The 23,944-nt window shown below is 65.2% G+C and carries 22 protein-coding genes; 7 read left to right on the forward strand and 15 right to left on the reverse strand.

What is annotated here, in order from left to right; all coding sequences use genetic code 11:
- Nucleotides 1-18 precede the first annotated feature (18 nt).
- The 3 genes from F2P44_RS05225 to F2P44_RS05235 are packed head-to-tail and all read left to right on the forward strand — an operon-like array spanning nt 19 to nt 1,697.
- Complete coding sequence (locus F2P44_RS05225) at nt 19-516, forward strand: DUF805 domain-containing protein (RefSeq protein ID WP_167085644.1); 498 nt, start codon at nt 19-21, stop codon at nt 514-516.
- Between the two features lie 58 nt (nt 517-574).
- Complete coding sequence (locus F2P44_RS05230; RefSeq protein ID WP_167085646.1) at nt 575-1,159, forward strand: DUF805 domain-containing protein; 585 nt, start codon at nt 575-577, stop codon at nt 1,157-1,159.
- A 46-nt stretch (nt 1,160-1,205) separates the two neighbouring features.
- On the forward strand, nt 1,206-1,697 hold the full coding sequence (locus F2P44_RS05235; protein WP_167085649.1) for a DUF805 domain-containing protein: 492 nt from the start codon (nt 1,206-1,208) through the stop codon (nt 1,695-1,697).
- A gap of 23 nt (nt 1,698-1,720) precedes the next feature.
- On the opposite strand, the gene F2P44_RS05240 is transcribed toward F2P44_RS05235, so the two are convergent.
- Entirely contained in the window at nt 1,721-2,113 is a 393-nt protein-coding gene (locus F2P44_RS05240; RefSeq protein WP_167085651.1) for a VOC family protein, read from the reverse strand.
- A gap of 104 nt (nt 2,114-2,217) precedes the next feature.
- On the opposite strand from F2P44_RS05240, the gene F2P44_RS05245 reads away from it, so the two are divergent.
- Entirely contained in the window at nt 2,218-2,886 is a 669-nt protein-coding gene (locus tag F2P44_RS05245; RefSeq protein ID WP_167085653.1) for a DUF805 domain-containing protein, read from the forward strand.
- Nucleotides 2,887-2,918: 32 nt separating this feature from the next.
- On the opposite strand, the gene F2P44_RS35360 is transcribed toward F2P44_RS05245, so the two are convergent.
- Genes F2P44_RS35360 through F2P44_RS05275 form a run of 6 tightly spaced genes read right to left on the reverse strand, consistent with a single transcriptional unit; the run spans nt 2,919 to nt 9,868 of the window.
- A complete protein-coding gene (locus F2P44_RS35360; protein ID WP_167085655.1) occupies nt 2,919-4,235 on the reverse strand; it encodes a DUF58 domain-containing protein in 1,317 nt (438 codons plus the stop codon).
- On the reverse strand, nt 4,228-5,232 hold the full coding sequence (locus F2P44_RS05255; protein WP_167085657.1) for an AAA family ATPase: 1,005 nt from the start codon (nt 5,230-5,232) through the stop codon (nt 4,228-4,230). The genes F2P44_RS35360 and F2P44_RS05255 overlap by 8 nt, the downstream gene beginning before the upstream one ends.
- Nucleotides 5,222-6,649, reverse strand: coding sequence for a DUF4350 domain-containing protein (locus F2P44_RS05260; RefSeq protein ID WP_167085659.1), 1,428 nt, complete (start codon nt 6,647-6,649; stop codon nt 5,222-5,224). The genes F2P44_RS05255 and F2P44_RS05260 overlap by 11 nt, the downstream gene beginning before the upstream one ends.
- On the reverse strand, nt 6,646-8,244 hold the full coding sequence (locus F2P44_RS05265; protein WP_167085660.1) for a hypothetical protein: 1,599 nt from the start codon (nt 8,242-8,244) through the stop codon (nt 6,646-6,648). The genes F2P44_RS05260 and F2P44_RS05265 overlap by 4 nt, the downstream gene beginning before the upstream one ends.
- An 8-nt stretch (nt 8,245-8,252) precedes the next feature.
- The gene (locus tag F2P44_RS05270) at nt 8,253-9,200 is read right to left on the reverse strand and encodes a stage II sporulation protein M (RefSeq protein WP_167085661.1); all 948 of its coding nucleotides are present in this window, start codon (nt 9,198-9,200) and stop codon (nt 8,253-8,255) included.
- On the reverse strand, nt 9,197-9,868 hold the full coding sequence (locus F2P44_RS05275) for an RDD family protein (RefSeq protein WP_167085662.1): 672 nt from the start codon (nt 9,866-9,868) through the stop codon (nt 9,197-9,199). The genes F2P44_RS05270 and F2P44_RS05275 overlap by 4 nt, the downstream gene beginning before the upstream one ends.
- Nucleotides 9,869-10,169: 301 nt before the next feature.
- Between F2P44_RS05275 and F2P44_RS05280 the strand changes: the two genes are divergently transcribed.
- Together F2P44_RS05280 and F2P44_RS05285 are read left to right on the forward strand one after the other, a co-directional pair.
- On the forward strand, nt 10,170-10,838 hold the full coding sequence (locus F2P44_RS05280; RefSeq protein WP_167085663.1) for an energy transducer TonB: 669 nt from the start codon (nt 10,170-10,172) through the stop codon (nt 10,836-10,838).
- A 20-nt stretch (nt 10,839-10,858) separates the two neighbouring features.
- Nucleotides 10,859-11,677: an ATP-grasp domain-containing protein gene (locus F2P44_RS05285; RefSeq protein ID WP_167085664.1), complete on the forward strand. Its 819-nt coding sequence runs from the start codon at nt 10,859-10,861 to the stop codon at nt 11,675-11,677.
- 7 nt (nt 11,678-11,684) lie between these two features.
- Here the strand turns inward: F2P44_RS05285 and F2P44_RS05290 are convergent, their stop codons facing one another.
- The 3 genes from F2P44_RS05290 to F2P44_RS05300 all read right to left on the reverse strand — a co-directional run bounded on the left by F2P44_RS05290 (nt 11,685) and on the right by F2P44_RS05300 (nt 14,703).
- Nucleotides 11,685-12,437, reverse strand: a complete 753-nt coding sequence (locus F2P44_RS05290) for a DUF4303 domain-containing protein (protein ID WP_167085665.1) — start codon at nt 12,435-12,437, stop codon at nt 11,685-11,687.
- A 187-nt stretch (nt 12,438-12,624) separates the two neighbouring features.
- The gene (locus tag F2P44_RS05295) at nt 12,625-13,008 is read right to left on the reverse strand and encodes a DUF5071 domain-containing protein (RefSeq protein WP_167085666.1); all 384 of its coding nucleotides are present in this window, start codon (nt 13,006-13,008) and stop codon (nt 12,625-12,627) included.
- Nucleotides 13,009-13,089: 81 nt separating this feature from the next.
- Entirely contained in the window at nt 13,090-14,703 is a 1,614-nt protein-coding gene (locus F2P44_RS05300) for an RICIN domain-containing protein (RefSeq protein ID WP_223164998.1), read from the reverse strand.
- 155 nt (nt 14,704-14,858) lie between these two features.
- Between F2P44_RS05300 and F2P44_RS05305 the strand changes: the two genes are divergently transcribed.
- On the forward strand, nt 14,859-15,374 hold the full coding sequence (locus tag F2P44_RS05305; protein ID WP_167085667.1) for a hypothetical protein: 516 nt from the start codon (nt 14,859-14,861) through the stop codon (nt 15,372-15,374).
- A 43-nt stretch (nt 15,375-15,417) separates the two neighbouring features.
- On the opposite strand, the gene F2P44_RS05310 is transcribed toward F2P44_RS05305, so the two are convergent.
- From F2P44_RS05310 to F2P44_RS36325, 5 genes are all read right to left on the reverse strand, one after another.
- Nucleotides 15,418-17,514: a putative bifunctional diguanylate cyclase/phosphodiesterase gene (locus F2P44_RS05310; protein ID WP_167085668.1), complete on the reverse strand. Its 2,097-nt coding sequence runs from the start codon at nt 17,512-17,514 to the stop codon at nt 15,418-15,420.
- A gap of 20 nt (nt 17,515-17,534) precedes the next feature.
- On the reverse strand, nt 17,535-18,101 hold the full coding sequence (locus F2P44_RS05315) for a YfiR family protein (protein WP_167085669.1): 567 nt from the start codon (nt 18,099-18,101) through the stop codon (nt 17,535-17,537).
- 1 nt (nt 18,102) lies between these two features.
- Nucleotides 18,103-20,124, reverse strand: coding sequence for a TonB-dependent receptor plug domain-containing protein (locus F2P44_RS05320; RefSeq protein ID WP_167085670.1), 2,022 nt, complete (start codon nt 20,122-20,124; stop codon nt 18,103-18,105).
- A gap of 527 nt (nt 20,125-20,651) precedes the next feature.
- Nucleotides 20,652-21,428 carry an alpha/beta hydrolase family protein gene (locus F2P44_RS05325; protein WP_167085671.1) on the reverse strand — a complete coding sequence of 259 codons (777 nt, stop codon included), beginning with the start codon at nt 21,426-21,428 and terminating at the stop codon, nt 20,652-20,654.
- A gap of 388 nt (nt 21,429-21,816) precedes the next feature.
- The gene (locus tag F2P44_RS36325) at nt 21,817-23,223 is read right to left on the reverse strand and encodes a M4 family metallopeptidase (protein ID WP_167085672.1); all 1,407 of its coding nucleotides are present in this window, start codon (nt 23,221-23,223) and stop codon (nt 21,817-21,819) included.
- Nucleotides 23,224-23,944: the final 721 nt, after the last annotated feature.

The raw sequence follows: 23,944 nt of genomic DNA on the forward strand, positions 1-23,944 counted from the left end.
CGCCGGGTGGAGAAAACGATGAATCATCTTTATGCAGCGCCGACGGTGGACATGAACGCCGCCACTGACGCGCCGTATGAGCCAACCCTGCTTGCCTTTCACGGCCGCGTGGGGCGCTTGCGTTTCCTCGTGTATACATTCATGCCGATGTTCGCCGTCCTGGCGCTTCTGAGCTTGTCGTCCTACTTGAGCTCCAAGGACCCGGTTGGGGGGATCATGACGGCGAGGCTGGTGGCGTTCTTGTGGATAGCGCTGGCGGTTGTGACGGCGCTGCGGCGCATGGACGACCTGGACCACTCGCGCTGGTGGGGACTGCTGTTGCTGGTACCGATGGCGAATATCTTTTTCTGGTGCTACCTGTTGTTCGTCAGCGGCAACGCGGCGGCCAACGACCGTGGGCCGGCACCTGCGCCGAATACGTTGCTGGTCAAGCTGGGGGCGGGGTTGGTGATACCGCTGCTGCTGGGGGGCGTATGGGCGGGGTATATCATGTACACGTTCCTGACGCGCGACTGACAGGCCGCGATGGGTAGCGTTTACCCTGCCGCACCAACTCTTTTTCCAGGAACCACCGATGACGAATCCGTACGCCGCCCCCGCCACCGCCATGCCTCCGGCCATGCCAGTCCAACCCACTGGCGTGCCGCGCATGCTGGCCACGTCAGGCCGCATCGGGCGCGTGCGCTATCTGGTGTATGTGTCGCTGTTGACAAGCGTGATGATGGCTGGCGCCGTGCTGATGGTGGCCGCACTGTTGCCGATCGGCCCACTGGCGAGCACGCTGGCGCTGCTGATGCTGATCCCCTTGCTGGGCATGCTGGTCGTGATGACGCGCCGGCGCCTGCATGACATGGGGCATTCCGGCTGGTGGTGCGTGCTGGGTTTGGTACCCTTCGTCAATCTGGTCGTGGGCTTGTGGCCGCTGCTGGAGGCCGGCAATCCCGGTGAAAATGCCTACGGCTTGCCCGCGCCGTCCAACGGCTGGCAACTGGTGCTGGCCGCCTGTGTGATTCCGCTTGCCATGTTGCTGTGCTTGCCGACCTATCTGAGAATGCAGTACCGGTGGAGCACGCTCGTCGCCGCCGCCTACTTCCATGTGCCAATGCCCGGCGTGCCAGAGATCCCGGCGCCGCCCCACCTCACGCCGACCTGGCGATGAGGGCGGCGTGCGGGATAATGCGCGGATGAACAGACAGGAGTCGAGAGTGGATAATCCTTACGCGCCGCCGGGATCGGACAGCACGCTGGTGCAGGAACACGGCGACATGGGCACGCCGGCCTGGTGCGACGCGCGCGGGCGCATCGGCCGCTTGCGTTACCTGGTGTATGCAACAGTACCGTCGACCCTTGTGGTGGCCCCGGTGTGCTTATTGATTGACTGGCTCGGCCTGGCCGAACGGCCTGTCGCGGTGCAGCTGCTGCTCCTTGTGTTGGCGATTGCCGTGGCGGCCGTGCTGGCGCTGATGACGCGGCGGCGCCTGCGCGACCTGGGGCAGCCGGGGTGGTGGACGCTGATCTTGCTGCTGCCGCCGATCAACCTGCTGCTGATCGGCTTTCTGCTGGTCCGCCCCGGCGACGCGAGCCGCAACCGCTACGGGCCGCCACCATCGGACAACACGACGCTGGTGGCGGCCGGGACGTGGATGGTGCTGCTGATCGCGGTCACCGGGCTCGCAGCGCTGTTCGATATCGGTTGAGCCGTAGCACCCGGCGCGTCAGCTTACTCGGTGCGGTGAATTGCGCAGATCTTATTGCCGTCCGGATCACGCACATAGGCCAGGTGCATCGGTCCCAGGCTGGTCTCGCGCTTGCCTGGCGGGTCTTCACAGGCATCGCCGCCATGCGCCAGCGCCGATTCGTAAAATTGCTGCACGTGCTCGGGCGAGTTGCATTTGAAGGCAATGGTGCCGCCGTTCGCATAGGTCGCTTCTTCGCCGTTGATCGGCTCGGTGACGCAAAAGACTTGTCCGTCGTGGCGGTAGAACAGGCGCACGTGGCCGGAATGCGCCTTGTTGTGCAGCGGTTCGCCCGCCCCGAGCGTGCCGAGCACAGCGTCGTAAAACCGTTTTGACCGTTCGATATCGTTTGAACCGAGCATGATATGGCTGAACATATTTTCTCCGTGTTATGCCCTGAAGAATTTCGGGGCTGGACCTTATGATAATGTAAATAGGCACACAAGAAATTTTTCCGCCAATCCATTCATGGGAGTTCCAATTGAATAATCTGTATGCCGCACCCACCGCCGACATGACGGCCCGTGCCGGCACTGGCGAAACCTATGTGCCGCGCATGTTTGCCATGAATGGCCGCATCGGCCGCGTGCGTTATCTGGTCTATTCCACGTTTCTGTGGACCGCGGTCTTGCTCTTGATCACCGCCATGGTTGTCGTGCTCGTGAGGACGTTCAGCCCCATGATGGGCTTGTTCGGACTGGTGATACTGCTCCCCGCGCTGGCCGCCACGTTCATCCTCACGCGCCGCCGCCTGCACGATATGGAGCTGTCCGGCTGGTTTGGACTGCTGCACCTGGTCCCGCTCGTGAACCTCTTTTTTAACCTGTGGATGTTCTTCGGGCCCGGCGCCGAGGGGGCGAACAAGTACGGCTTGCCGCCAGCGCCGAACACGCGCGTGATGGTGATCGCCGCCTGGGTACTCCCGATCGCCTTTGCCGCATCGATGCCGAGTCTGATGACGTTGGAAGAAAAGTGGATTTACATGATCTTCTATGGCGAGGCCGCCGGGTCCGGGAAGACCCGGGATCCCTTTTCGGCTCGCAACGCGCCGGCCGAGGATGATGGCGCAACGGCGTCGGGAGACGCCAGCGCCGATAGCGGGGCTCCCGCCGAGGCCCCAGCCGCGGCGGCGCCGGCGTCGGCCAACTGAGCGGGCGCGACGGTCCTACATCACGAGCGGGCTTACAGCTGCCCGCTCTCCTTGATGTCGAGGTAGCGGTTCACCAGCGCCGTGCTGAGCTGGTCGGGCGTGATGTCGATCAGGCGCTCGGCGCGGATGCCCAGGCGCCGGATGGCCTCGCGCCGCTGTTGCAGGTAGTGCACCGTGGCGCTGTAGCGCAGCGCGCCGGGGAAGCTGTCGACCGCCTTGCTGCGCGCGCCGTCCATGACTTTTTCGCGCAGGCTGGCGCAGATCACCAGGTGCTTGCTCGACATCAGCTCGCAGGCCGAGCGCAGCGCGGTGTCGTCCTCGTCGCGCAGGTTGGTGATGATGACGACAAAAGCGCGCTTGCTCAGGCGGTTGAGCAGGTTGGTGGCCGCCTGAAGATAGTCCGGCGCCATTTCGGACGGCTGCACGTCGTACACCGCGCCGAGCAGGCGATCGAGCCCGTTGCGGCCCTTGAGCGGCGCCACCCAGCGGGTATCGCCGCCGAAGGTCATCAGGCCGACCGCGTCACCCTGTTTCTGCGCCAGGAAGCCGAGCGTGAGCACGGCGTTGAGCGCGTGGTCGAAGTGGGTGGTGGTGTCGTCGCGCGCCAGCATGCGGCGTCCGGTATCGAGCAGGAATACGACTTGCTGGTCGCGCTCTTCCTGGTACTCGCGGGTGATCGGCTTCTGGCGCCGCGCGGTGGCTTTCCAGTCGATCGAACGCATGCTGTCGCCGTCGCGGTATTCGCGCAGCTGGCGGAAGTCGGTGCCTTCGCCGCGGCGCCGCTTGCGGATGGCGCCGGCCGCCGGTGCGCGGCGGTCGGTCGCGCTCAGGGTGTGCCCGAGCAGCTTGGAGAAATCGGGGAACACCTTGATGCTGCTCGGCGCGCCGATGCGGTGCACGCGCTGCCACAGGCGCAGCGGCGAGCGCACGCGCAGGTGGGCCGGCCCGAAACTGGCCGGGCCGCGCTGGTCGGCGCACAGGCTATAGCTGACGGCGGCGTACTCGCCCGGCGCGATCCGGCTGCGGTGGCTCAGGCCTTCCATCGCCCAGGTGGCGGGGTAGTCGTCGTACAGGTCGAGCGCGACATGGCGGCCGCCCTCGTTGTGCAGCTTGAGCGTGACCTTGTTCCAGGTACCGACCGGCCACACGCCGGCCAGTTCGCGCTCGACGCGCAGCAGCGGCGCCTTGCGCGAAATCCAGGCGTCGACGCAGGCCAGCGCCAGCGCGGCCAGGCCCGCTCCCTGCCACAGCGGCAGCAGCGCCTCGACGTGGCTGGCCGCCAGGCCAAGCAAGGTCCAGCCGCCGGCAACCAGCAGCAGGGTGCGCGACGGGGTCAGTACGTCAGCCACGCGGAGCGGCGACTTCTTCGATCAGGCCAAGCAGCAGTTCGTCGCTGCTCAGGCCATCGAGTTCGCTTTCGGGAGAGACGGCGATGCGGTGGCGCAGCACCGGCAGCGCGGCGGCCTTGATGTCGTCCGGAGTCACGTAGTCGCGCCCCGAGGTGAGGGCCATGGCGCGCGCCATGCGCACCAGCGCGATGCAGCCGCGCGGCCCGGCGCCGATCGCAATGCCGGGCCAGTCGCGCGTGGCGCGCACCAGCCGCACGGCGTAGGCGGCAACGGCGTCGTCGACCCGGATGCGGGCCACCAGCTGTTGCAGCGCGACGATGGTGTCGGGCTTGACCAGGGTCGCCACCTGGCTCACTTCCAGGCCGTCGCCGACGCGGTCGCGGGTGACCATGCGCAGCATCTGTTCTTCTTCGTCGACGCTCGGATAATCGATGCGCACCTTGATCAGGAAGCGGTCCAGCTGCGCTTCCGGCAGCGGGTAGGTGCCTTCGTTTTCCAGCGGATTCTGGGTGGCCAGCACCATGAACGGCGGCGCCAGGTGGTGCGATTCGCCTTCGATCGTGACCTGGCGCTCCTGCATCACTTCGAGCAGCGAGGACTGGGTCTTGGCCGGGGCGCGGTTGATCTCGTCGGCCAGCAGCAGGTGCGCGAACACGGGACCGCGGCGCACGCTGAACGATTGGCTCTTCATGTCGTAGACGGCGTGGCCCATGACGTCGGCCGGCATCAGGTCGGGCGTGAACTGGATGCGCGAAAAGTCGCCGGCGAAGGTCTTGGCCAGGGCCTTGACCAGCAAGGTCTTGCCCAGCCCCGGCACGCCTTCGATCAGCACGTGGCCGCCCGCGAGGCAGCAGGCCAGCACCTGGTCGACCACGGCCTGCTGGCCGATCACGGCGCTGCGGATTTCCTCGCGCATGCGCTGGACAATGCCGATCGCCTGGCTCAGGCGTTCGGCCGTGATGGCGGGGGCGGCGCTGGTGGCGGTGTTATCGTTCATAGTGATTTCTCAGTTCTTGAAGAGTGCGGATCTGACGGGTGAATCGGGTGACATGGCTGGCGGCGTCTTGCTGCAGCGCTTCGCTGACGTCGGCCTCGGGCAGTGCGCAGTCGCGCGCCAGGGTGGCCCACAGCTGGTTTTCCGGCATGCGGAACAGGGCCGGGGCGCGGCGCCGGATCAGGGCCAGGGTATCGTCGCGCGCGGCCTCGAGCAGCAGCTGGCGCCCGCCATCGGCCTTCCACAGCCAGGCCCCGCTGGCGTCGATATGTTCGATCAGCGAGCGCCGTTCAGCCTTGGGCGCGGGCACGATCGGGCCGAAACGGCGCACCGCGGCCCAGAACATCAGTGCCACGCCGACCGCCAGGCTGACCAGGAACAGGCTGTAATTGCGCCACAGCGCCTTGTACCAGGGCAGCACGTTGAGGTTGCGCACGATGGTGACGTGGCGGCCCGGCGCCAGCTCGGCCAGGGCCAGCAGCAGCTCGGCGTGGTCGCGCTCGTCCAGGCTGTAGTTATCGAAGTAATCGGTGGCCAGCAAGACCACCTGGCCCTTGCCTTCGCGGTAGACGCGCACGGCGCCGCCATCGTCATCGCTCCAGAGCGGGGCGACGGCCTTGGGCAGGCTGACCAGTTCGCGCGAGCTGCCGTCGAGTTCGAGCGCATGGGTCTTGCCGGGCAGGACCAGGTGGCTGACGGTTTTGTCGCGCTCGCGCCGGGCGGCGGCGATCGCTTCCGGCTTGTCCTTGTCTTCGTCGGCCGGCCGGGTGCGGCATTTGCACGCCTTGGCGTCGCGCCGCCCGCGCGCGCCGAAGCGGTCGGTGAGCGGGTCGCCTTCGGCCACGGCGGTGAACGGTGAACGGACGGCCCGCGTGGGCGGCGTGGGTTCTTCGTCTTCGTCTTCGTCGTCCTCGTCCTCGTCCTCGTCATCCTCGTTGGCCTTGCTCCCGTCCTTGTCCTGGGCGCTGGCGGAAGCGGGGGCGGACGCTGGCTTGGCCTCGTCTTCCGCCTCCTCCTCGTCTTCTTCTTCGCTGGCCGGTTCCAGCGCGGCGAGTGCGGCTTCTTCGGCAGTGCTCAGCGAGCGCGGTTCGGCAATCAGGGTATTGCCGCGCCGAACCCAGTCGAGTATTTCCTGGGCCTGGCCCGGCAGCGCCGTGCCCGAGGCGCCGCTGAGAATCATGGTGCCGCCCGCGACTTTCGGTAACACCAGTTCGCCGAGCGAGCCGACCCCGTTGACGACCTGGCCGTTGCGGCGCAGCAGGAGCGTGGCGGCCAGCATGCGGTCTTTCATGGCCGCCTCGGACCGGTAATAACGTGATTCCCAGCGCAGTTCCATCAGGTCGTACCAGCACCAGGTGCCGAGGGCGCCGAGGGCCACCAGGGCCAGTACGGACAGGATGCTTTTCAGGTTGTCGTTCATGCCGCCGTCTCCCGCAGTGCGCCGAACTGCGTATCCCATGCGGCGCAGCAGGCCAGCAGGGCGTCATCGGCGGGCCAGCGCGCGGCGTAGGCGCCGCCCAGCCACAGGGAGGTGGCGTTGATGGCCACTTCCAGGCGCCCGGGCGAGAGCTGCTGGTGCTGCGCGGCCTGGCGCGCCAGGCGCAGGCAGTCGCCTTCGGTATCACCCTGGCGCAGGGCCAGCGCATCTTCGGTGACCAGGCGCGACAGGGTGGCGCGGTACAGCAGGGCCAGGGCGGCGCGCTGCTCGCCGCGGCTCCACAGGATGCGCACCTGGGCCGTCACGTCGGGCGGCAGCGATTCGGCGCGGATATTCAGGCCGCCTATTTCGGTGGCCACGCGCGCCTTGGCCGCCCGCTCGAAGGAGGGGAAGTGGTGGCGGTAGCGGTACAGCACCCAGGCCACCAGGCCGATGGCGAGCGCGATGAACAGCACCTTGAGAATGGCGGCGATCAGGTTCATGTCGAACGAGGAACGGGGGCGTACCTCCTTCTTCCTTTCCTTGATGGCGCGCTTCTTGAACTCCCAGCTTTCCACGCATTCGTAGCCGCGCAGGTCGGGTTCGGCATATAACTGGTCGAGCTGCTGGCGGATGCGCGCCTGTTCGGGCGCTTGCAGCGGACCGCGTTCGGGCAAGTCCATGCCCTTGGGCGGTTCGCATTTGGCGGGCGCCGGGGCCGGCGCGGCCGGTGCCGCACTGACCGGGGCGGGCACGCCGGACAGCGCCAGCAGCATGCCGGCGCCGGCCAGCGCCAGCAGCACCGATGTGGGCGCGGCGGCGCGCGCGCGCAGCGCTGGCGGGCGCTTGATCTGGCGCAGCTTGATTTCCAGATCCCAGGCTTCCATGCTGGCGCGGCGGTTCAGGTACAGGGTAAAGCAGCAGGCCGTGTAGACCGGCGCCATCAGCGCGGTGGACAGGGCGAAGGCGCCCAGGGTGAGCAACTCCGTCAGCACATTGACGCCGTCGCCGGTCAGGCTGGCAAACAGGAAAAAGGGATTGCCGATCTTGCCGTCGGCGGCAAAAATGCCGATGAAGCCCAGGGCGCCCAGTTGCAGCACCACTTCCAGGTGGGCGCAGACGACGCCGAACCAGGCCGCCGAGGAGGCGGCCCCGTTCTTGCCGAGCGCGCTGCGGCGCGCACTGGCGACCGAGCCGCGGGCGCCTTCCAGCTGCCAGACCGGTTGCCAAAAGCCGCGTCCGGCGCTGATCAGGCGGCCCCAGGTGATCAGGCGGAACCAGCCGCCGCCGAGCTGGCCCGGCCAGGCGCGTACCGCTTCCTGCCAGGTGACGGCGGTGCCGAACACCTGGCGCGAGAGCACGTACAGGGGCGCGCGTTCGAGCAGGGGCTTGAACCACCAGGCCAGGATCAGCCAGGCCCAGGCCAGGTCGGGCCGCCACACGGTCAGCGCGGCGCACACGGCGACCAGCGGCAGCCACAGCGCCAGGAAGGCCATGTAGGCGGCGCCGGCGTGCGAATGGAGCAGGCTGAACCCGAGGTCGAGCGCCTGGGCATTGGTGCGCGGGCGCAGTTCGATCTGCAGTTTGTCGATTTGCATGGCGGCCCTTATTGCTTGCCGCGGCCGGCGAACAGGAAAAATCCGATCACCAGCGCCCAGCAGATGCCGCCGACGCTGTACTTGACCTGGATCGGAATCGCGCCCGAGCCGGACCAGAACGCTTCAAAGAAGGCGGCGAACATGGTCATCAGGCTACCGCCGACGATCACCGGGAACATGCTCTGGCTGGTGGCGAAGAGCGCGTGCGCACGGGTGCGCCGGCCCGGGTGGATCAGGGTCAGGCCGAGCCGGATGCCGGACATGGAGCACAGCAGCAGCCCGGTAATTTCCAGGCTGGAGTGGGTGATCACGAACGACCAGAACTGGTGGACGGTGGCCGGGTCGCGGCTCAGCCAGGCGCCGATCACGCCCATGTGCATGCCGTTCAGGCCCAGGCTGATCAAGGCCGGGATGCCGCCGAAGATGCCGCCGGCAAAGCTGCGAAAGCCGATCGAGACATTGTTCCAGATGTAGAAGCCGAACATCATCAGGTCGCCCTGGCTGCCGCCGCGCCCGACGTGGATGCGGCCCGGCTGGTACATGTCGCTGTACTCCTGGAGCTGATGGGCCGAGGCGAAGCTGTACGCCCACTGCGGCTGGTACCAGACCAGCAGGCCGACCGCGAGGGCCACGCCGAAAAACGCCAGGCAGGTGATCAGCAGCAAGCGCCATTCGGCACGCACGCGGCAGGGAAAGTCGACCAGCATCCAGCGCATCAGGGTGGTGGGGCGCTCGACGACCGTGCCGTACAGGCGGCGGTGGCAGGCGCCGACCATTTTCTGCAGATGGTCGGTCAGGGCCGGCGAATAGCCGCGCTGGCTGCACAGCGCCAGGCACTGGCACAGGCGCCGGTACAGGGCTGGCAGCGCACGCTGGTCGTGGCCGCTACCGTCGAGGATGGCATCGATCTCGGTCCAGAGCGCGGCGTTGTCGGCTTCAAACTGGATTTGCTTCATTTGGTCAGGCCCGCCACATAAGAGCGCATGCGCTCGACCGACTCGATGCCGCGGGTGCCGGTCAAGGCTTCGGCGATGCTGCCCAGTTCGGCCATGCGGTCGATCGGCAACTTCGATTCGCGCTCGAACAGGTCGACCAGGGTGCGCTGCTGGTCGGGACTGAGCGGGAAGGGCAGCGGCAGCGGATGGGCCAGCAAGGGAGTGGGGCGCGGCGCGGCTTTTTCGTAATAAATGACCTGGGTGCCGGCAACGATGTCGCCCAGGCGGCGAAAGCGCAGGTCGAACATCATGCACACCAGCCCGGTTGCGTACATGACCGGCAGGAAGTCGGCCACCAGCATCAGGTTGCGCAGGGTCGATTCGCGCCAGCCGACCGGCAGGCCGTCGCTGCGCACCACTTCCAGGCCGAGGGCGCGCTTGCCCAGCGTGCGGCCGTTGAAATAGACTTCGCTGATGATCGGATAGCCCCAGTAGGTCACGAACAGCAGCAACAGGAAGATGCCCTGGCCGAGTTTGCCGCTGGGCATGGCGAGGCGCAGCAGAAAGCAGGCGGCGGCCCACAGCAGGAAATCGACCAGCCAGGCGACCGCGCGCAGGTAGGGGCCGGCAGGCGTCAATTGCAGGCTCACGCCCTCGGGCGTGGTCAGGGACAGGCGGCCGTCTAGCAAGCGCTGGCCTCTTTGCGCTGCCGGGTTACCGCTGATTTTAGTACCGCCATGCGTTATGCCGTGTTAAATTTACTGTGGGATGTATTTATTGTACCGAAGAAATGATGCAACGATGGCAAATAGGTGAAAATTGCGGCGCTGTTTGTTGGTGAGCGGCCACGTTGTATTCCGGGCGCGGGCACGCCGCCGGGTGCCGTGTGCGCGCCATCGGCGCATGCGCGCATCGTTGCGGTCTCGTTGTTTACGCTGGAAGTGTACCAAGGTCGCTAGCGCCCCGTCACAGCTTATCGGGTGGAATGATTTGAACAGAAAATTAGTCATCGGCGTGTGCATCGCCGCAGCGGCGGCGTCGGTGGCGCAGGTGCCGGACAAGCACGCCACGCCGGCCGCCACGGCCACGCCGGCGTTTCCCAGCCATCTGCTGGCCGGGGCAGGTGCCTGCCCGCCACCAGCCTGGCCGCGCGAGGCGCTGCTGTACGACTTGCAGGGCAGCACCACGCTGTCGTTTGCGATCGGGCCGGATGGCGCTGTGGTGCAGCCGCTTCTGCTGCGCACGAGCGGCTGGAAAATGCTCGACGATGCCGCGCTGGCCGGAATTGCCGCCTGCCGCTTCAAGCCCGGCCTGGACGCGGCGCAGCGCACCGGACCGTATCCGCTGCAGTTCAACTGGAAGCTCGACGGCGAGGGCGGCGTCACGCCGCTGCTGCGCGCCGGCAGTTGCCGGGACTCGCCGCGCTTTGCGCGCTTTGTCCCGTTCGATGCGGCGCCGACCAGCGCCAGCGGGGTGCTGTTGCGCTTGATGGTGGGCGCGGACGGCGTGCCGTGGCGCATTGCTGCCGAGGCCGGCAGCGAGCCGGACGCGCTGGTAGCCGACGCGGTCGATTACGTGCAATCCTGCCGCTTCGACGACGATCCGGCCGTTCCGGGCGCGCGCAGCGCCAGCGTGACCGGCCGGGTGCTGGTGCGGTAATTCCTCTTTCAAGGCAGCGGATGGTCAGCATTGCACGGCTAGAAAACAAGCTGGTGGTCGTCAGCGACCCGGTGGGCGTGGCCGCCTACGATTTCGATGTCGAGTTGCACTTCGACTGTACGCATCCCTACCGCTTCGATGCCGAGGAGCCGTGCGTGCTGCGCACCGGGCCGATTGCCGACTACGACGCCGAGTTCGAGGACAAGCTGGCGTTGGGGCTGCGCCTGGTCAACTCGCCGCAGGAGCACGCGCGCGCAAGCGAACTGGAAGCCTGGTATCCCTTGCTGGACGGCCTCACGCCGCGCACGGAGGTGTTCGACAGCCTGCCGCCGGCCGACCGGATCGAAGCGGCATTCAGCTGGCCGGTGTTCATGAAGGGGTCGCGCCAGACCAGCAAGCACAATCCCGAGCTGTCGGTGATTCGCAGCCGCGCGCATTACGAGCAGGCTGCGCGGCTGTACCGGGACGATCCGATCCTGCACTGGCAAAAGCCGGTGATCCGCGAATTCATCCCGTTGCAGCCAGTGGGCGGGCAAGTGGCCGGCAAAGTGCGGCCATCGGTCGAGTACCGCTCGTTCTGGTGGCACGGGCACTGCGTGGGCTGGGGACGCTACTGGCATCAGGTGGCACCATACGCCTGCGCCGACCAAGCGGCGGGGCTGGCCCTGGCCGCGCAGGCCGCCGCGCTGGTGCGGGTGCCATTCCTGGTGGTGGATGTGGCCAGGACGGCCGACGGGCGCTGGATCGTGATCGAGTGCAACGATGCCCAGGAATCGGGCTATGCCGATATCGCGCCGCAGTTGCTGTGGCGCCAAGTGCTGGCGCGTATCAGGGCTTAGACCGCCTTCACTGGTTCCAGGTGGCGCGCCAGGCGGCGTAACGCTTGAACGATGCCGGCGTGTTGAGTTCTTCGATGACGTCGTCGTCGCCGTCGCCATCGGTCACGTGGAACAGCAGCGCCACCTCGTCGCGCTCGGCGGCGCTGCCGAACAGGCCCTCGTCGGCCAGCTGGCGCAGCGCCGCCGCGCAGGCGCCGAACACCCAGTCGCGCAGGGCGTCGATGTCGACTTCGTTGGGGATGTCGCGGTGATACGGCAGGATCATGCGGTAGGCGATGTCCAGCCAGGCGCCTTCCTCGAAGAACGACCACTCCGATGGATTCCACACGATATCGTCGCCGCCGCCGTCCTCGCTCAGCGCCTGCACACTGTTGGCGAGCGGGATGATGGTTATCGCGCTGTCGTCGCTGACCAGGGCGAAGGCGTTGAGCGTCTGGTCCGGATGGGCTGCGCGCATGGCGTTGAAGGCATTGCGGGCGCCGTCGCGGATTTCGCTGGCCAGCAGGTCTCCATCGAGCCGGTTCAGGTCGATAGCGGCCTGGCGCGTGAGCGTGAAGCCGGCCGCCACGGCGTCGGCGCACAGGGCCGCGTAGCGCGCCTGGGCGGCGGCCGGGCTGGCCAGTTCTTCAAGGGTGTCGGTGCCCCAGGTTTCGGCCATGCCGGTGGCGTGCCAGACCGCCGTGCCGAGGTCGCGCACCTCGACAAACTGTCGTGGCTTGGTGCCGGCGTATTTGTGAAAAAGTGACCAGTTCGTCGTCATTGTTGCGTCTGCTTTATGTTGGGAAAATGCCTTCCCGCGCAGAGGAGTGTTTGTGTCTTGTTCGGTAAATACCGCTGCTGCACGGGCAATCTGATTGGTTCGGAAAGAAGTATGACGGGCGCGGCGGCTCCTGTCACGTGCAATCTGGGATGGCGGCCGCGCGCATGGCGCACCGGCGTTGGCGGCGCTACAGGAGGAGCAGGGCTGCGCGCGCTTCGATGTCGACTTCCTCGGCGCGGTCCGAGGCGCTCGGATGGGTGGCGAGCCGGTGCAGGTCGGCGGCCAGCGCTTGCAGCAAGGTGGGTGAGGGCGCCACCACGCGGAAAATCAGGTTGTGTTTCCAGATGGCGTCGTCGCCATCGAGAATCTGCCTGATGGCGGGCGCGAGCGGTGCGCCCAGGCTGGCGAGCAATGGCGCGAGCGTGCGCGCCAGCGGCCAGTTGGGGTCCTGCATCCAGGCCAGCAAATCAGGCACGACCGGGGCGATGGCGGGCCAGCCGGCCGCCATGGCGGCTTGCACGGCCGCCAGGTCGTGCTTGTCGGTCGGTACGTACGGTGAATGCTGGCGCATGTCAGGGCCTTCGGGACGCCGTTGCCGGCAACAGCGGCAACGGTATCACGCGCGCCCCGGCCACGCCAGCCGGGCTGGGGATCAGCGGGCGCCGCTGCCGCTGCTCAGTGCGGCCGGCAGCTTGTCGACGTTGTCCAGCTTGTACGGGAACAGCACGGTGTCGCCAAACACCTTGGCGCCGCTATCCTTCTCCACATCGTTTTCCGACTTGCCGGTGTAGCGGTTCGAGCCAATGTTGGCATCGATCAGCGCATTGTCTTCGTTCCAGTGCGGCCTGGCGGTGTTTGCAAAGAAGTTTCCTTCCACCTTCACTTGGGCGTGGTCGCTGGCGCCGATGGCGAAGTAGGGCACGTCGAGCCAGTAGTTGTTGTACAGGTGAGTGCGCGATGCCGCGCCCAGCAGCTTCGGATTGCGGCCGGAGGTCTTGTTCCAGAAATTATGGTGCAAGCTGACCTGCGAGTTGCTCAAGGCGTTGGTGTAGTGGTGCTGGTTGCCGCAGACGGCCGCGTTGGTGCCGTCAAAGCGGTTCCAGCTCAAGGTCACGTTCTTGCTGTCCTGGATGTCGATGTGGCCGTCGCTGATCAGGTTGAAGCGCACATGGTCGACCCAGACATGGCTCGACTTGGTGATGGTGATGCCGTCGCCCGCTTCGACCAGGCCGGGGTTGATGTTTTCGATGGACAGGTTGCGGATGATGACGTTCTTGGCGTCGCGCACGATCAGCGAGGCACCGATGATGCGCGCATCCTTGTTCAGGCCGACCAGGGTTTTGTTGGAACCAACCCAGATAGCGCTTTCATCGCGCGGGCGCATATAGCGCGTTTCGTTGGTCGAGCCGAGTTCCTTGCAGGTCTGGGTGCCGACCGGAACGCGGTAGGTACTCTTGCCCGGGTCCTGGTAAGTCGGGCAGGCGACCGCGCAGGTGCTTTCCGAACGCACGGCGGTGCGGCAATCGATGGTGGTGCCGGCCGGAATCTGGATCACTGCGGGCGATGTCGAGGTCAGGGCGCTGGACAGGGCGCCGCACGAAGTCACGGTGACGGGCGCGGTGTTGCCGCCGCCGGTGGTGGTGCTCAAGCCGTCAGCGCCGGACTGGGCCGCGAAGCCGTCCGGTGCCGGGCCGCCGCAGGCACCGTTGGTCGGGTTGAAGAACCAGCGCTGCAGGCCGCCGGCGGTATCAAGCGCCTGGTAGACCCGCGAGCCGCTGTTGTTGTCGGCCACGGTGAGCGACTTGCCCGAATGACGGGCGACGACGTTGTAGCCGCCGCCGGTCGATTTTTTCAGCAGCCATTGCTGGTTCTGGGCGCCGGTGGCGTTCCATTGGATGATGCGGGCACCGTCGTTGGCGGACAGGTTCAGCACGTCGAGCAGCAGGCCGCTGTGCTTGGCTTGCATGGTCCAGTAACCGTTGCCGGCGTCGCGCAGATAGAATTGCTGGTTGGCGCTGTTGGCGGAACCCCACTGCTGGACTTCGGCCGCGCCCTGGGTCGAGCCGGCGACGACGTCGAGCACTTTGCCGGACGCGGCGTTGACGACGTTATACAAACCGCCGTTGTACACGGCGGCGCTGCAATTGGCGGCGCTGGCGGGATTGGCCATCAGGGACAAGGGAAGGGCAAGCGAGGCGACCAGGGCGGCCATGCGCCGTGCGGGAAACAGGCGGATCGACGCGTCGGAAACGGGGAATTCGGTCATGGCTGGTGAAGCTCCAGATGGTTGGCAAGCAGGCCACGACAAGGCTTTGCTTGTGTTGGCGAAATAGAAAGAAAAGGATGCTATCAGCTAATTTGTACATACGGATATATGCATTTGATAAAGATGTATGCCATTTTTAAGGGGGCGGTGGGGCTATGGATGTGAGTTATTTCGTGCTTCGGTACAAACTAAGCGCTGCCGACGCTTATCTGGTCTGGTATTCGGGAGAGGAGGACGGGGTGCTGCTCGATTCGGCCGGCCGCGTTCCCGTTTTTGCGAGCGAGGCCGATCTGCGCCGCCATGTGGACGATCTCGGCTTGGAGCTGGTCGACGAGACGCCAACGTTACACCAACTCGATCGTACCCTGGCGTGGATCGACGACACTGAAAGCACGACAGTCGATTGCGACAACCTGCTCGTCGCGTGGAATCTGTTTGACGACGTATCACGCTCGGTCGGGGGCAGTTACGATGCCGACAAGGCCGCTACGCAGCTCCTCTACATGAAACTGTTCTACGGTGGCGACACGGCCAACAACGTGTGCAGGCCAGAGGACGAAGCGGTCTATCGCCCGGCATGGTCTGAGGAGGAACTGGCTATATTAAGGACCACCATGCGCGCAGGCTTATCGATGTTCAACAACGCACTGATGCCGATTCCCGCGCGCTGACGATGATGGCCGCCACAGCGCAGGCGAGGGCGGCCACCTGTCGTCATGCGTCGCACGGCAGGGCCGGCTCGGCCGCCGCCGACTCGCGGCACGCGAGCAAGGCGCGCATCTGCGCCGCCGCCAGCGGCTTGCCGTAGTAATAGCCCTGCGCCTTGTCGCACCCGTTTGCGCGCAAGAACTCGCCTTGCTCCGGCGTTTCGATGCCCTCGGCCACCGTTTCCATTTTCAAGCTGCGGGCAATGGCGATGATGGCCTTGGTGATGGCGGCGTCTTCGGTGCTGTGCGGCAGGTCGCGCACGAAGCTGCGGTCGATCTTCAGCGCGCTCACCGGAAACGTCTTGAGGTAGCTCATGGAGGAGTAGCCGGTCCCGAAATCGTCGATGGCCAGCGCGATGCCGGCGCGCTTGAGCGTATGCAGTTTGTCGATGACGCTGGCCGAGGCATCCATCAGCATGCTTTCGGTCAGTTCCAGTTCCAGCCAGCGCGCATCAATCCCGCTGTCGTCGACGATCGCCAGCACCGAGGCGACCAGCCCTTCCTCGCTCAGCTGGCGTCCCGACAGGTTGATCGACATCCGTACCCGGTGGCCATCGTCATGCCATTTGCGCAGTTCGTGGCAGGCTTCGCGCAGCACCCATTCGCCGATTGCCACGATCATGCCGGTCTCTTCGGCCACGGGAATGAAATCCGCCGGGCTGATCAGGCCAAGTTCCGGATGGATCCAGCGGATCAGGGCCTCGGCGCCGCAGACGGCGCCGCTGCGCAAGTCGATCTGGGGCTGGTAGTGCAGCACGAATTCCTTGCGTTCAAGCGCGCGCCGCAGGTTGTTGTCGAGCGTGAAGCGCTTGCGTGCATCTTCCTGCATGCTGTGCGTGAACAGGCGGTAGGCATTCTTGCCGCTGTTTTTCGCGTAGTACATGGCGCTGTCGGCGTATTTGAGCAACTCGTGCATGCTCGATGCATGGTCCGGAAACACGCTCAGGCCGATGCTGGCGCTGATGTGGATCTCGTGGCCCGCGATGGCGACTGGCTGGGCAATGCGCAGCAGGCACTTCTCGGCGACCATCGCGGCGTCGCCGATCTGGTGCACGTTCTCCAGGATGATGGCGAATTCGTCGCCGCCAATGCGGGCAATGGCGTCGCCGGGGCGCAGCGTGTCGCTCAGGCTGCGCGAGACCAGGCGCAGCAGTTCATCGCCGATGTCGTGCCCCAGCGTATCGTTGACGGCCTTGAAATTGTCGAGGTCGATGAACATCACCACGGCCCGCTCCTGGCAGCGCTGCGCGCGCGCGATCACCGCTTCGAGCCGGTCGTTGAAGAAGTGGCGGTTGTGCAGCTGGGTCACGTTGTCGAAGTGGGCCAGGCGGTCGAGCTTGACCTCGACCCGCTTGCGCTCGGCAATCTCGGCTTCCAGTTCGCTTTCGCGCTTCTGGATGCGGTCGAGCATGGTGTTGAAGGCGGTCGAGAGCATGCCGATATCGGCCAGGGTGCTGACCTCGGCCCGGATCGAGTAGTCGCCCAGGCGCGAGATTTGCGCGCTCGCGTCCGACAGCGCGAGCAGGGGACTGGTAATGAAACGCTGCAGGCGCGACAGCACCAGATGGGCAATGGCCAGCACCGCGAGCATGACCGGAATGGTCAGCGCCAGGTAGAGCGCGAGCTGGCGGTACACATTGTCCAGCGAACTTTGGACGATCAGGGTGCCCAGGCGCTGGCGCTTGACGATCAGCGGCTCGACCACGGTGACATGGCGGTATGACAGGGCGTAGCCGGGGCCGCTGGCGTGGCGCAGCGCGACCGGGGCCGCCCCGGCGTCGCGCAGGTAGCTGGCGAAGCGGACGTTGGCATTGTCGTAGACCACGGCCGACTTCACGTCGGATACCACGCGCAGGGCGGCCAGGATATCGTTGGCGGCGTGCTGGTCGCCGAAGAGCATGGCGGCCGACATGTTTTCGCTGCCCATGGCCGCTTGGGCCTGGGTCTGGCGCACCAGTCCCGAGGTGAAAAAATAGGTCTGGATCCCGAGCAGGAACAGGGTCGAGAGCAGGATGACGGTCCCGCTGGTGACCAGGTTTGCCCACTTGAGCTTGGTGCTCAGGGTTTGTTTGCGGCTGCGGCGGCGAGGCCAGGGGCGTTTCATGATGGGTCCGTTTCGTGGGTTCAATACACCATGCGCGCGAGGCGCAGCACTTTGGAACTGAGCGCGATATTGGCGGCGCGCGCCGCCTCGGCGTTGAACTCGAAGGCGATGCGCTTGTCCTCGACGTCCAGTTCGACCATGATCCCGCTGCGCGCCGCGCCTTTCGCATCGGACACCGTCAGCACGCCTTCCTGGCGCGCCGACTGCGCCAGCAGGGCCACGGTGTCGCTTTCGGAGGCGCTGATGAACACGATCTGGCATTGCTTGAGCGCGTCGCGGCCGGAGTGCGGGTAGGCGATCGTCATCTTCGCTTCGCCGAGCGGCTTGCCCTCCAGGCCGGCGAGCAGTTTGCCGAACGGGTCGCGTCCGAGGATGCATAGCCTGACCAGGCCGGATTGCGCATTTGGAAACGTGCTGAACAAGGCGATGTTGTAGATGAATGCCGCTTTCGCCGCGTACTCCGCCGCCGGGGCCTGGGCGCGGGTGGCGGCGGGCAGCAGCAAGGCCAGCGCGAGGGCGCAGCAACGCCGTCGCTGCGCGCTGGCGGCCAGCCACGCGGCATGCATGGAAGCGGGGCGCAGGCGCATATCAGAAGGTGTAGCTGGCCTGGAGGCGCCAGGCGCGTCCATCCTGGCCGATGGCGTTCAGATAGCGCGCCGGGCTGCTGCTATCGTAGTGCTCTTCGCTGGCGGAATCGGCGTAGTGCTTGTCGAGCAGGTTGTAGACGCTGGCGGACAGTTCCAGCCGTTTGCCCATGGCGTGCCCAAGGAAGGTGACGTTGACCAGGCCGAATCCGCCGACGTGGCCGCCCGCCGCCGTGCGGCGGCGGCTGGTGAACTGGTATTCGAGCGCGCTGTGCAGGGTATCGCGCCAGAGCGCCTTGGCATAGTTTAGCTTGAACAACTGGCGCGGCGAGTTGCTCAGCCATTCGCCGCTGGCGCCGTTGTGCGCGTATTGCAGGCTGACGCTGGTTTTCAGCGAAGCGCCGTCATCGCGCAGCCATTCCGCCTCGAACTCGGCGCCCTTGGAACGGGCCGAATCGATGTTCGACTGCACCAGCCGGCAGTCGAGCGGGTCGGTGCTCAAGGCAATCAGGTCGGTGAAGCGGTAATGGAAGACCGAGGCGCTGGCCCTGAAATTTTCAGATGGAAAATATTCCCCGATCAATTCATAGGTTTTGATGTGCTCGGGCTTGAGGCCGGGATTGAGTTTGAAGCCGGTGCTGGTGGCGTAGTAGCGCTCGTAGGAGTTGGGCGAGCGGAAGGCGGTGCCGTACAGCGCCTTGAGCGTGCTGTGCGCGGCCGCCTTGACGATCAGGGCCACGCGCGGATTGCTGGCGCCGCCGCCTTCGGCATCGTGGTCGTGGCGCAGCCCGGCATTGAGGATCACGCGTTCGCCCAGCCGCAACTCGTCCTGCAGGTACACGCCGGCGCGTTTTTTCGGGCGGTCGCTGAACAGGTTGAAGGCATACGGCGCCAGGTCGTAGTTGCTCATCATGCGTTTGGTGTCGCTGGCGTATTCGGCGCCGGCAATGATCTTGTGGTGCCGGAATGCCGTGCTCAGCAGGCGCAATTCGGTGGCGCTGGTGCGGCTCTCGGCGGCGTCGATATTCACCGTTGCGCTGTCGGGCACGTAGATATAGGTGCCCTGGTAGCGGTAGCTGCGCAGGTTGACGCCGGCATGCACTTCCAGGGTCGGGCTCAGCGCCGCCTGCCAGGAGGCGCTGGCGGAGGCGTACTCGTCGGTGGTGCGGCTGCGCGGATCGTTGAATTGCTGGCCGTAGGAAGCGGTTGGGATGCCCCTGGTGCGCCGGCCAAAGTAGGCGCTGGCGGCGAAGCTTCCCCATGACAGCTTGGCGAATGCGCGCTTGTAGCTGTCATGGTCGAGGTTGCGGGCGAGGCCGAAATTATGGGCGGCATCGTCGTATTCGGGGAAATACTGGTCGCTGCCCTTGCGCTCCAGCCAGGACGCGCCCAGCAGCAGGTCGACGCCGCTGGCGCGCGCAAAACCGCTGGCCAGGCGCGCCTGGCGCGTGGCGCTGCTGGCGGCGCTGGCGCTGGCGGTGCTGCCCTGGAACGCGGCACCGGTCTTGGTGATGACGTTGATCACGCCGAAAAATGCGCTGCTGCCATATATGGCCGAACCTGGACCGGGGACGAATTCGACCCGCTCGACCAGGCTGATGTCGATGGGGAATTCGTTGCCGGCGGCGCCCTGGTCGTACACCATGTCGTTGAGGCGGCGGCCGTCGACCAGGATCAGCAGGCGCGTGTTGAAGTCGCCGGGGCGGCCGGAGCCGCGCGTGCCGACGTAGCTGTAGTTGCGGTCGTCCGTCACGTAGACGCCGCGCACGCTGCGCAGGATGTCGGCCAGCGAGCGGTAGCCGAAGCGGCGGATATCCTCCGCCGTGATGACCGACACCGACGAAGGCGCTTCGCTGATCTTTTGCGCGAACTTGGAGGCGGTGATGATTTCCAGGTTGAGCAATTGCTCGATCGGCAAAGCGTTCAGGTCTTGCGGCTGGTCGGCGCCGGCCACGGCGAAGTTGGCCATGCTGGTCAGTGCGGCGGCGAGCACGCGGAGAAGGGGATGCCTGGTTGTCGGATACATGTCCTGGTCCTGCGCAATGGCCGCCAGGCGATGCTGGACGGAAAGCCCGCGGGGTCGGCGGGAATGTGTTTCCAATGGTCAACTTAGTAGCCCAGTGTAAGATTGCCCGACACGCGGCCTGTTGATTCAGGTTAAGCAAGCGCAAGCAGGGGCTTTCTTACAACAGAGGACTTTCTCGCGAGGCGAGCTGGCGGGCACATAGCCGCTTCTGTCGGGCGATTCTTCGGGCAGTGCCAGGGATGTCGACCGGTTCGACAGAGTGATGTCCGCGCGCGCCTGCGAGGGGCGGGCGTTGCAAAACATTCCACCTCGGCGTCGCTCATGGTGCGCGCCGCCAGGCTGCTTGCATCGAGCGCATGCCGTGTGGTGCCGGACAGGGCCACGGCGTCGCTGAGCTCGCCGTTGGCGCTCAGAACAGTTTCTTGTCGACCTAGTCGCAGGCAGACGAGAAGGGAATACTGGCGTTGTTAAAGCCGCAGCCGTGGATGCGGCCTTGCGCCGCAAGGAGCGGCTGGGTCAGGTCTGCTTCAGGCGTCTTGAGTAGCGAGCACGATATCGAGCCACTTGCATAGCGCATCGTGCGCTTCGCTTGCGGGATCGAGGTATTCCAAGTGGCCCATGCCGGGTAGTTCGACATAGTCGACGCTGTCACCCGCGTCGCGAGCGGCTTTCACATACGCACGAGAGTGTTCGACTGGCAATGCCTCGTCTTCCGTTCCATGGAGAATCAACTGTCGCACATGCAGAGGCACCAGGCCGAGTGGCGATGCTTGCGCGTAAGGGATAGGGTGCTGGCTTGGGGATCCCCCGAGCAGCGCGCTGACCGCATTGTTTCCAGAATTGAGGGTGAACGTTGCATGCAGGTCAACCACGGCTGCCAACCCGGCAACTGCCGAGGGAAATACTTTGCGTGGCGCAAACCTTGCATCGGCCTGCGCTCTGGGTGCGGCGGCGCACAGCGCCAGATGGCCGCCAGCCGAATGCCCGACGACGGCAACGCGGCGCAGATCCAGGCCGGCCGCGCCGGCGGCGAGTGCGGCCAGGTGATCGATGGCTGCCGCAATGTCTTCCAGCGTAGCGGGCCAACCGCCGCCCGGGCTGCCGACTCGGCGGTATTCTATATTCCACACGGCAAAGCCGCGCGAAGCAAGATCGGCCGCGATGGCTGCCATCTCTTCGCGCCCATACGGCATGCGCCAGAAACCACCGTGCAGGAGACAGACGACTGCCCGCATGTCCAGTGCGGGGAGGTAGAGATCGCCGACCTGGCTTTCAGAAGTGCCGTAGCGGAATGTTCGCATCATGGCGACGACCTGGCATTCTTGCTGGCCAAGGGGGCTGCATGACAAGCCGTTTTTTTCTGGCTGGCGCGCATGCGGTTCGGATTTTCCAACGAGTATTGAGTTGACTGATTGTTCATTGCGCCAGCTTGCCTCATGCACCCGGTTAAGACAAGTGTGGCCGGGGATCGTTTTTCGCCATCGGTTCGGATCCTGTAGTGAGCTTATTCGATGATTTCTTGGTTGGAAACATCTGGTATGTGACGAGGTCCCGTCGTGATAATGGGGCCGAAAATTGCGTTGTCCCGTCAACGCATGTCAAAACGAGACACGCTATTGAAGCGGTCTGCGCGGCGTTTGCCTGGCTTATCCTGCCAGGTGGAGCAACCGGGCCGCGCAGTGCCGCAGAGGTTCAGCCGACGCCCACTTGCGAGAATGCGTCGCCGATCACCTTCAGTTTCAGTTCACGCTCCGCAGGCGGGTCCTTGCGGAACAGGCTGCGTGCGCTGCTCAACACACCGTTGCGGCTGTCACGAAATTGCGACGTGGGCGCCAGGTGTTGCGTCAGTGCCAGGTAGAACACTGCCGCCACTTCACGGGGCTTGAGTACCGGTTTGGCGCCGCTTCCGGTGCCAGTGAGCATATTGTACGCAGCCTTGTTGTGGATGCCGCTGTTGGTGTGGACGCCTTCATAATCGCCGGCGCGCGTGTTGGGCAATTTCTTATAGTTTGTCATATGGTCGGGCTGGCCAAATTTGCCTGGATTGCTGAGATCCCGGAACGGATCGCCGCCTGGCAACAGCCCGCTGCCTAGCGCCCAGTTCCACAGGCGCGCATCCGGTTCCTGCTGGTTGTTGATAATAATGCCGAAAATATCCGAATAGGATTCGTTCAGCGCGCCGGACTGCTGCGCGTACACCAGGCGGGATGTCTTGTCCGTTACGCCATGGAACATTTCGTGCGCCACCACGTCGAGTGCCGCTGACATGGACAACATGTCGGCGGCACCATCGATCCGCTGTCCGTAGACCATCTGACTGCCGTTCCAGAATGCATTCAACCACTGCTTGCCGTCCGGAGAGTCGCTGCCGTCAACGCAATTGATGCTGGAGGTCATGCGACCGCTTTGGTTGTCGATATTGGCGCGCTTCAGTACTTCGCGCATGTAGCGCGATACCTCGCACGCATTGGCGTGGGCGCTGACCGCACTGCCGGAAAAATCGCTGGCGCCAGCGTGGATGGCGTCGCCTGGCAACTGCTCCGACGCCAGCACCGGGTCGCGGAATTCGAAATCGTAGGTTTGCACGTTCAGCTCGGCGTCGAACAGGGTCTTGACGCCGTCATGCGCCTCCACGCGGAACTGGCGTTGTACGCCAAAATCATCGACTGCACTGACCGAGGCGCCGGCAGTCGGCGTGCGGGGGAACTCTGCCACGACGTCGCCGTCGTGGGCATCGACAAAGTAATCCATCAACACCGGCGCTTTTTGCCCTGCCACCTTGGTCGTGGGAACCACCGGCACATCTTCGAACATGAACACCAGGCGCCATTTTTCCTGATTCTGGTCAAAATAATAGTTCAGGCGCGGCACGATCCCGGCCAACTCTTTTTGATAGCCACTATGGTTCTGCACGATTGCCGCGGCATCGGCCGGCGCCAGTTTGGCCAATGGGTCGACACCCTGCGGCGTGCCCAACGCCGAGTCAATCCCGATCAATTCATTTTGGCCGTCCAACTCCACAGTCACCAGCGAACCGTAGACGGGAATCTTGTTCAGGTTCTGCCGGAACTTGACGGTGACGGTGTCGGTGAGCGGCACCGTTTCCGCGCCAATGCTCTTGAATTCGCTACCCACCTGGCTGGCCTTGGGGGCGGTGAATGACGGGATCGCGGGACTAGCCAATGCGCTGTTCAGGTAACGGCGCGCCGCCGTTTCGGGATCGAGCGCATGGATTCCCGGCGCACCGGCGAAGGCGTGAGTGGCCGCGCCCTGGACTTCACTTTTCAGCGTAGCAATGGTGGACAGCGCGGCGGTATCCGCGCTGTGCAGGGAAAAGGTGTTCATGCCGTTCGTACTCATCGTCTTCCTCCAAGGGTGTAGAAAGCAATTCTTTCCAATGTGTTGCGTCAGTTGAAAATGTCCCAGACCCAGCTACTCTACGCCGGCTATGCCGGAAAATTCTCTCCAATATTCACGAGCAGCATGCATATTGACGGCGTGGCCGGCATATGCACGCGCGGCCGACAATCTGGACCTTGGCGGTGTGGGCCGCGTTGCCGCGCAGCCCAGACCAGTCGCCCAGTTGCGCTACGTCGCTCAAGGCGCTCAGCTTGGTGCCGGCTTGACGTCCACCGCCAGCGGAACATACCAGGGCGAGCCGTCGAAGGGCTTGGCGCAGATGGCAGGACTGTCCTAGGAGTCTGCGCGGCAGACGGAATTTGACCTCGCGAAACCGAGGCGGACGCGGCGAGCCGCGAGGCCGTCTCCGATTTCAGGCTCAAACGTGAGCCGATTTGCCGTGCTTGACAGCGAATTCGGA

The organism is Massilia frigida (genome assembly GCF_011682175.1).
Taxonomy (GTDB): domain Bacteria; phylum Pseudomonadota; class Gammaproteobacteria; order Burkholderiales; family Burkholderiaceae_D; genus Telluria_A; species Telluria_A frigida.

Coding starts and splice junctions, on each gene's coding strand:
- F2P44_RS05300 (WP_223164998.1), bottom strand. CDS start 14,703: ATGACCGAATTCCCCGTTTCCGACGCGTCGATCCGCCTGTTTCCCGCA.
- F2P44_RS05315 (WP_167085669.1), bottom strand. CDS start 18,101: ATGCGCCTGCGCCCCGCTTCCATGCATGCCGCGTGGCTGGCCGCCAGC.
- F2P44_RS05305 (WP_167085667.1), top strand. CDS start 14,859: ATGGATGTGAGTTATTTCGTGCTTCGGTACAAACTAAGCGCTGCCGAC.
- F2P44_RS05255 (WP_167085657.1), bottom strand. CDS start 5,232: ATGAACGATAACACCGCCACCAGCGCCGCCCCCGCCATCACGGCCGAA.
- F2P44_RS05240 (WP_167085651.1), bottom strand. CDS start 2,113: ATGTTCAGCCATATCATGCTCGGTTCAAACGATATCGAACGGTCAAAA.
- F2P44_RS05325 (WP_167085671.1), bottom strand. CDS start 21,428: ATGATGCGAACATTCCGCTACGGCACTTCTGAAAGCCAGGTCGGCGAT.
- F2P44_RS05270 (WP_167085661.1), bottom strand. CDS start 9,200: ATGAAGCAAATCCAGTTTGAAGCCGACAACGCCGCGCTCTGGACCGAG.
- F2P44_RS05290 (WP_167085665.1), bottom strand. CDS start 12,437: ATGACGACGAACTGGTCACTTTTTCACAAATACGCCGGCACCAAGCCA.
- F2P44_RS05265 (WP_167085660.1), bottom strand. CDS start 8,244: ATGCAAATCGACAAACTGCAGATCGAACTGCGCCCGCGCACCAATGCC.
- F2P44_RS05295 (WP_167085666.1), bottom strand. CDS start 13,008: ATGCGCCAGCATTCACCGTACGTACCGACCGACAAGCACGACCTGGCG.
- F2P44_RS05260 (WP_167085659.1), bottom strand. CDS start 6,649: ATGAACGACAACCTGAAAAGCATCCTGTCCGTACTGGCCCTGGTGGCC.
- F2P44_RS05310 (WP_167085668.1), bottom strand. CDS start 17,514: ATGAAACGCCCCTGGCCTCGCCGCCGCAGCCGCAAACAAACCCTGAGC.
- F2P44_RS05285 (WP_167085664.1), top strand. CDS start 10,859: ATGGTCAGCATTGCACGGCTAGAAAACAAGCTGGTGGTCGTCAGCGAC.
- F2P44_RS05230 (WP_167085646.1), top strand. CDS start 575: ATGACGAATCCGTACGCCGCCCCCGCCACCGCCATGCCTCCGGCCATG.
- F2P44_RS05320 (WP_167085670.1), bottom strand. CDS start 20,124: ATGTATCCGACAACCAGGCATCCCCTTCTCCGCGTGCTCGCCGCCGCA.
- F2P44_RS05225 (WP_167085644.1), top strand. CDS start 19: ATGAATCATCTTTATGCAGCGCCGACGGTGGACATGAACGCCGCCACT.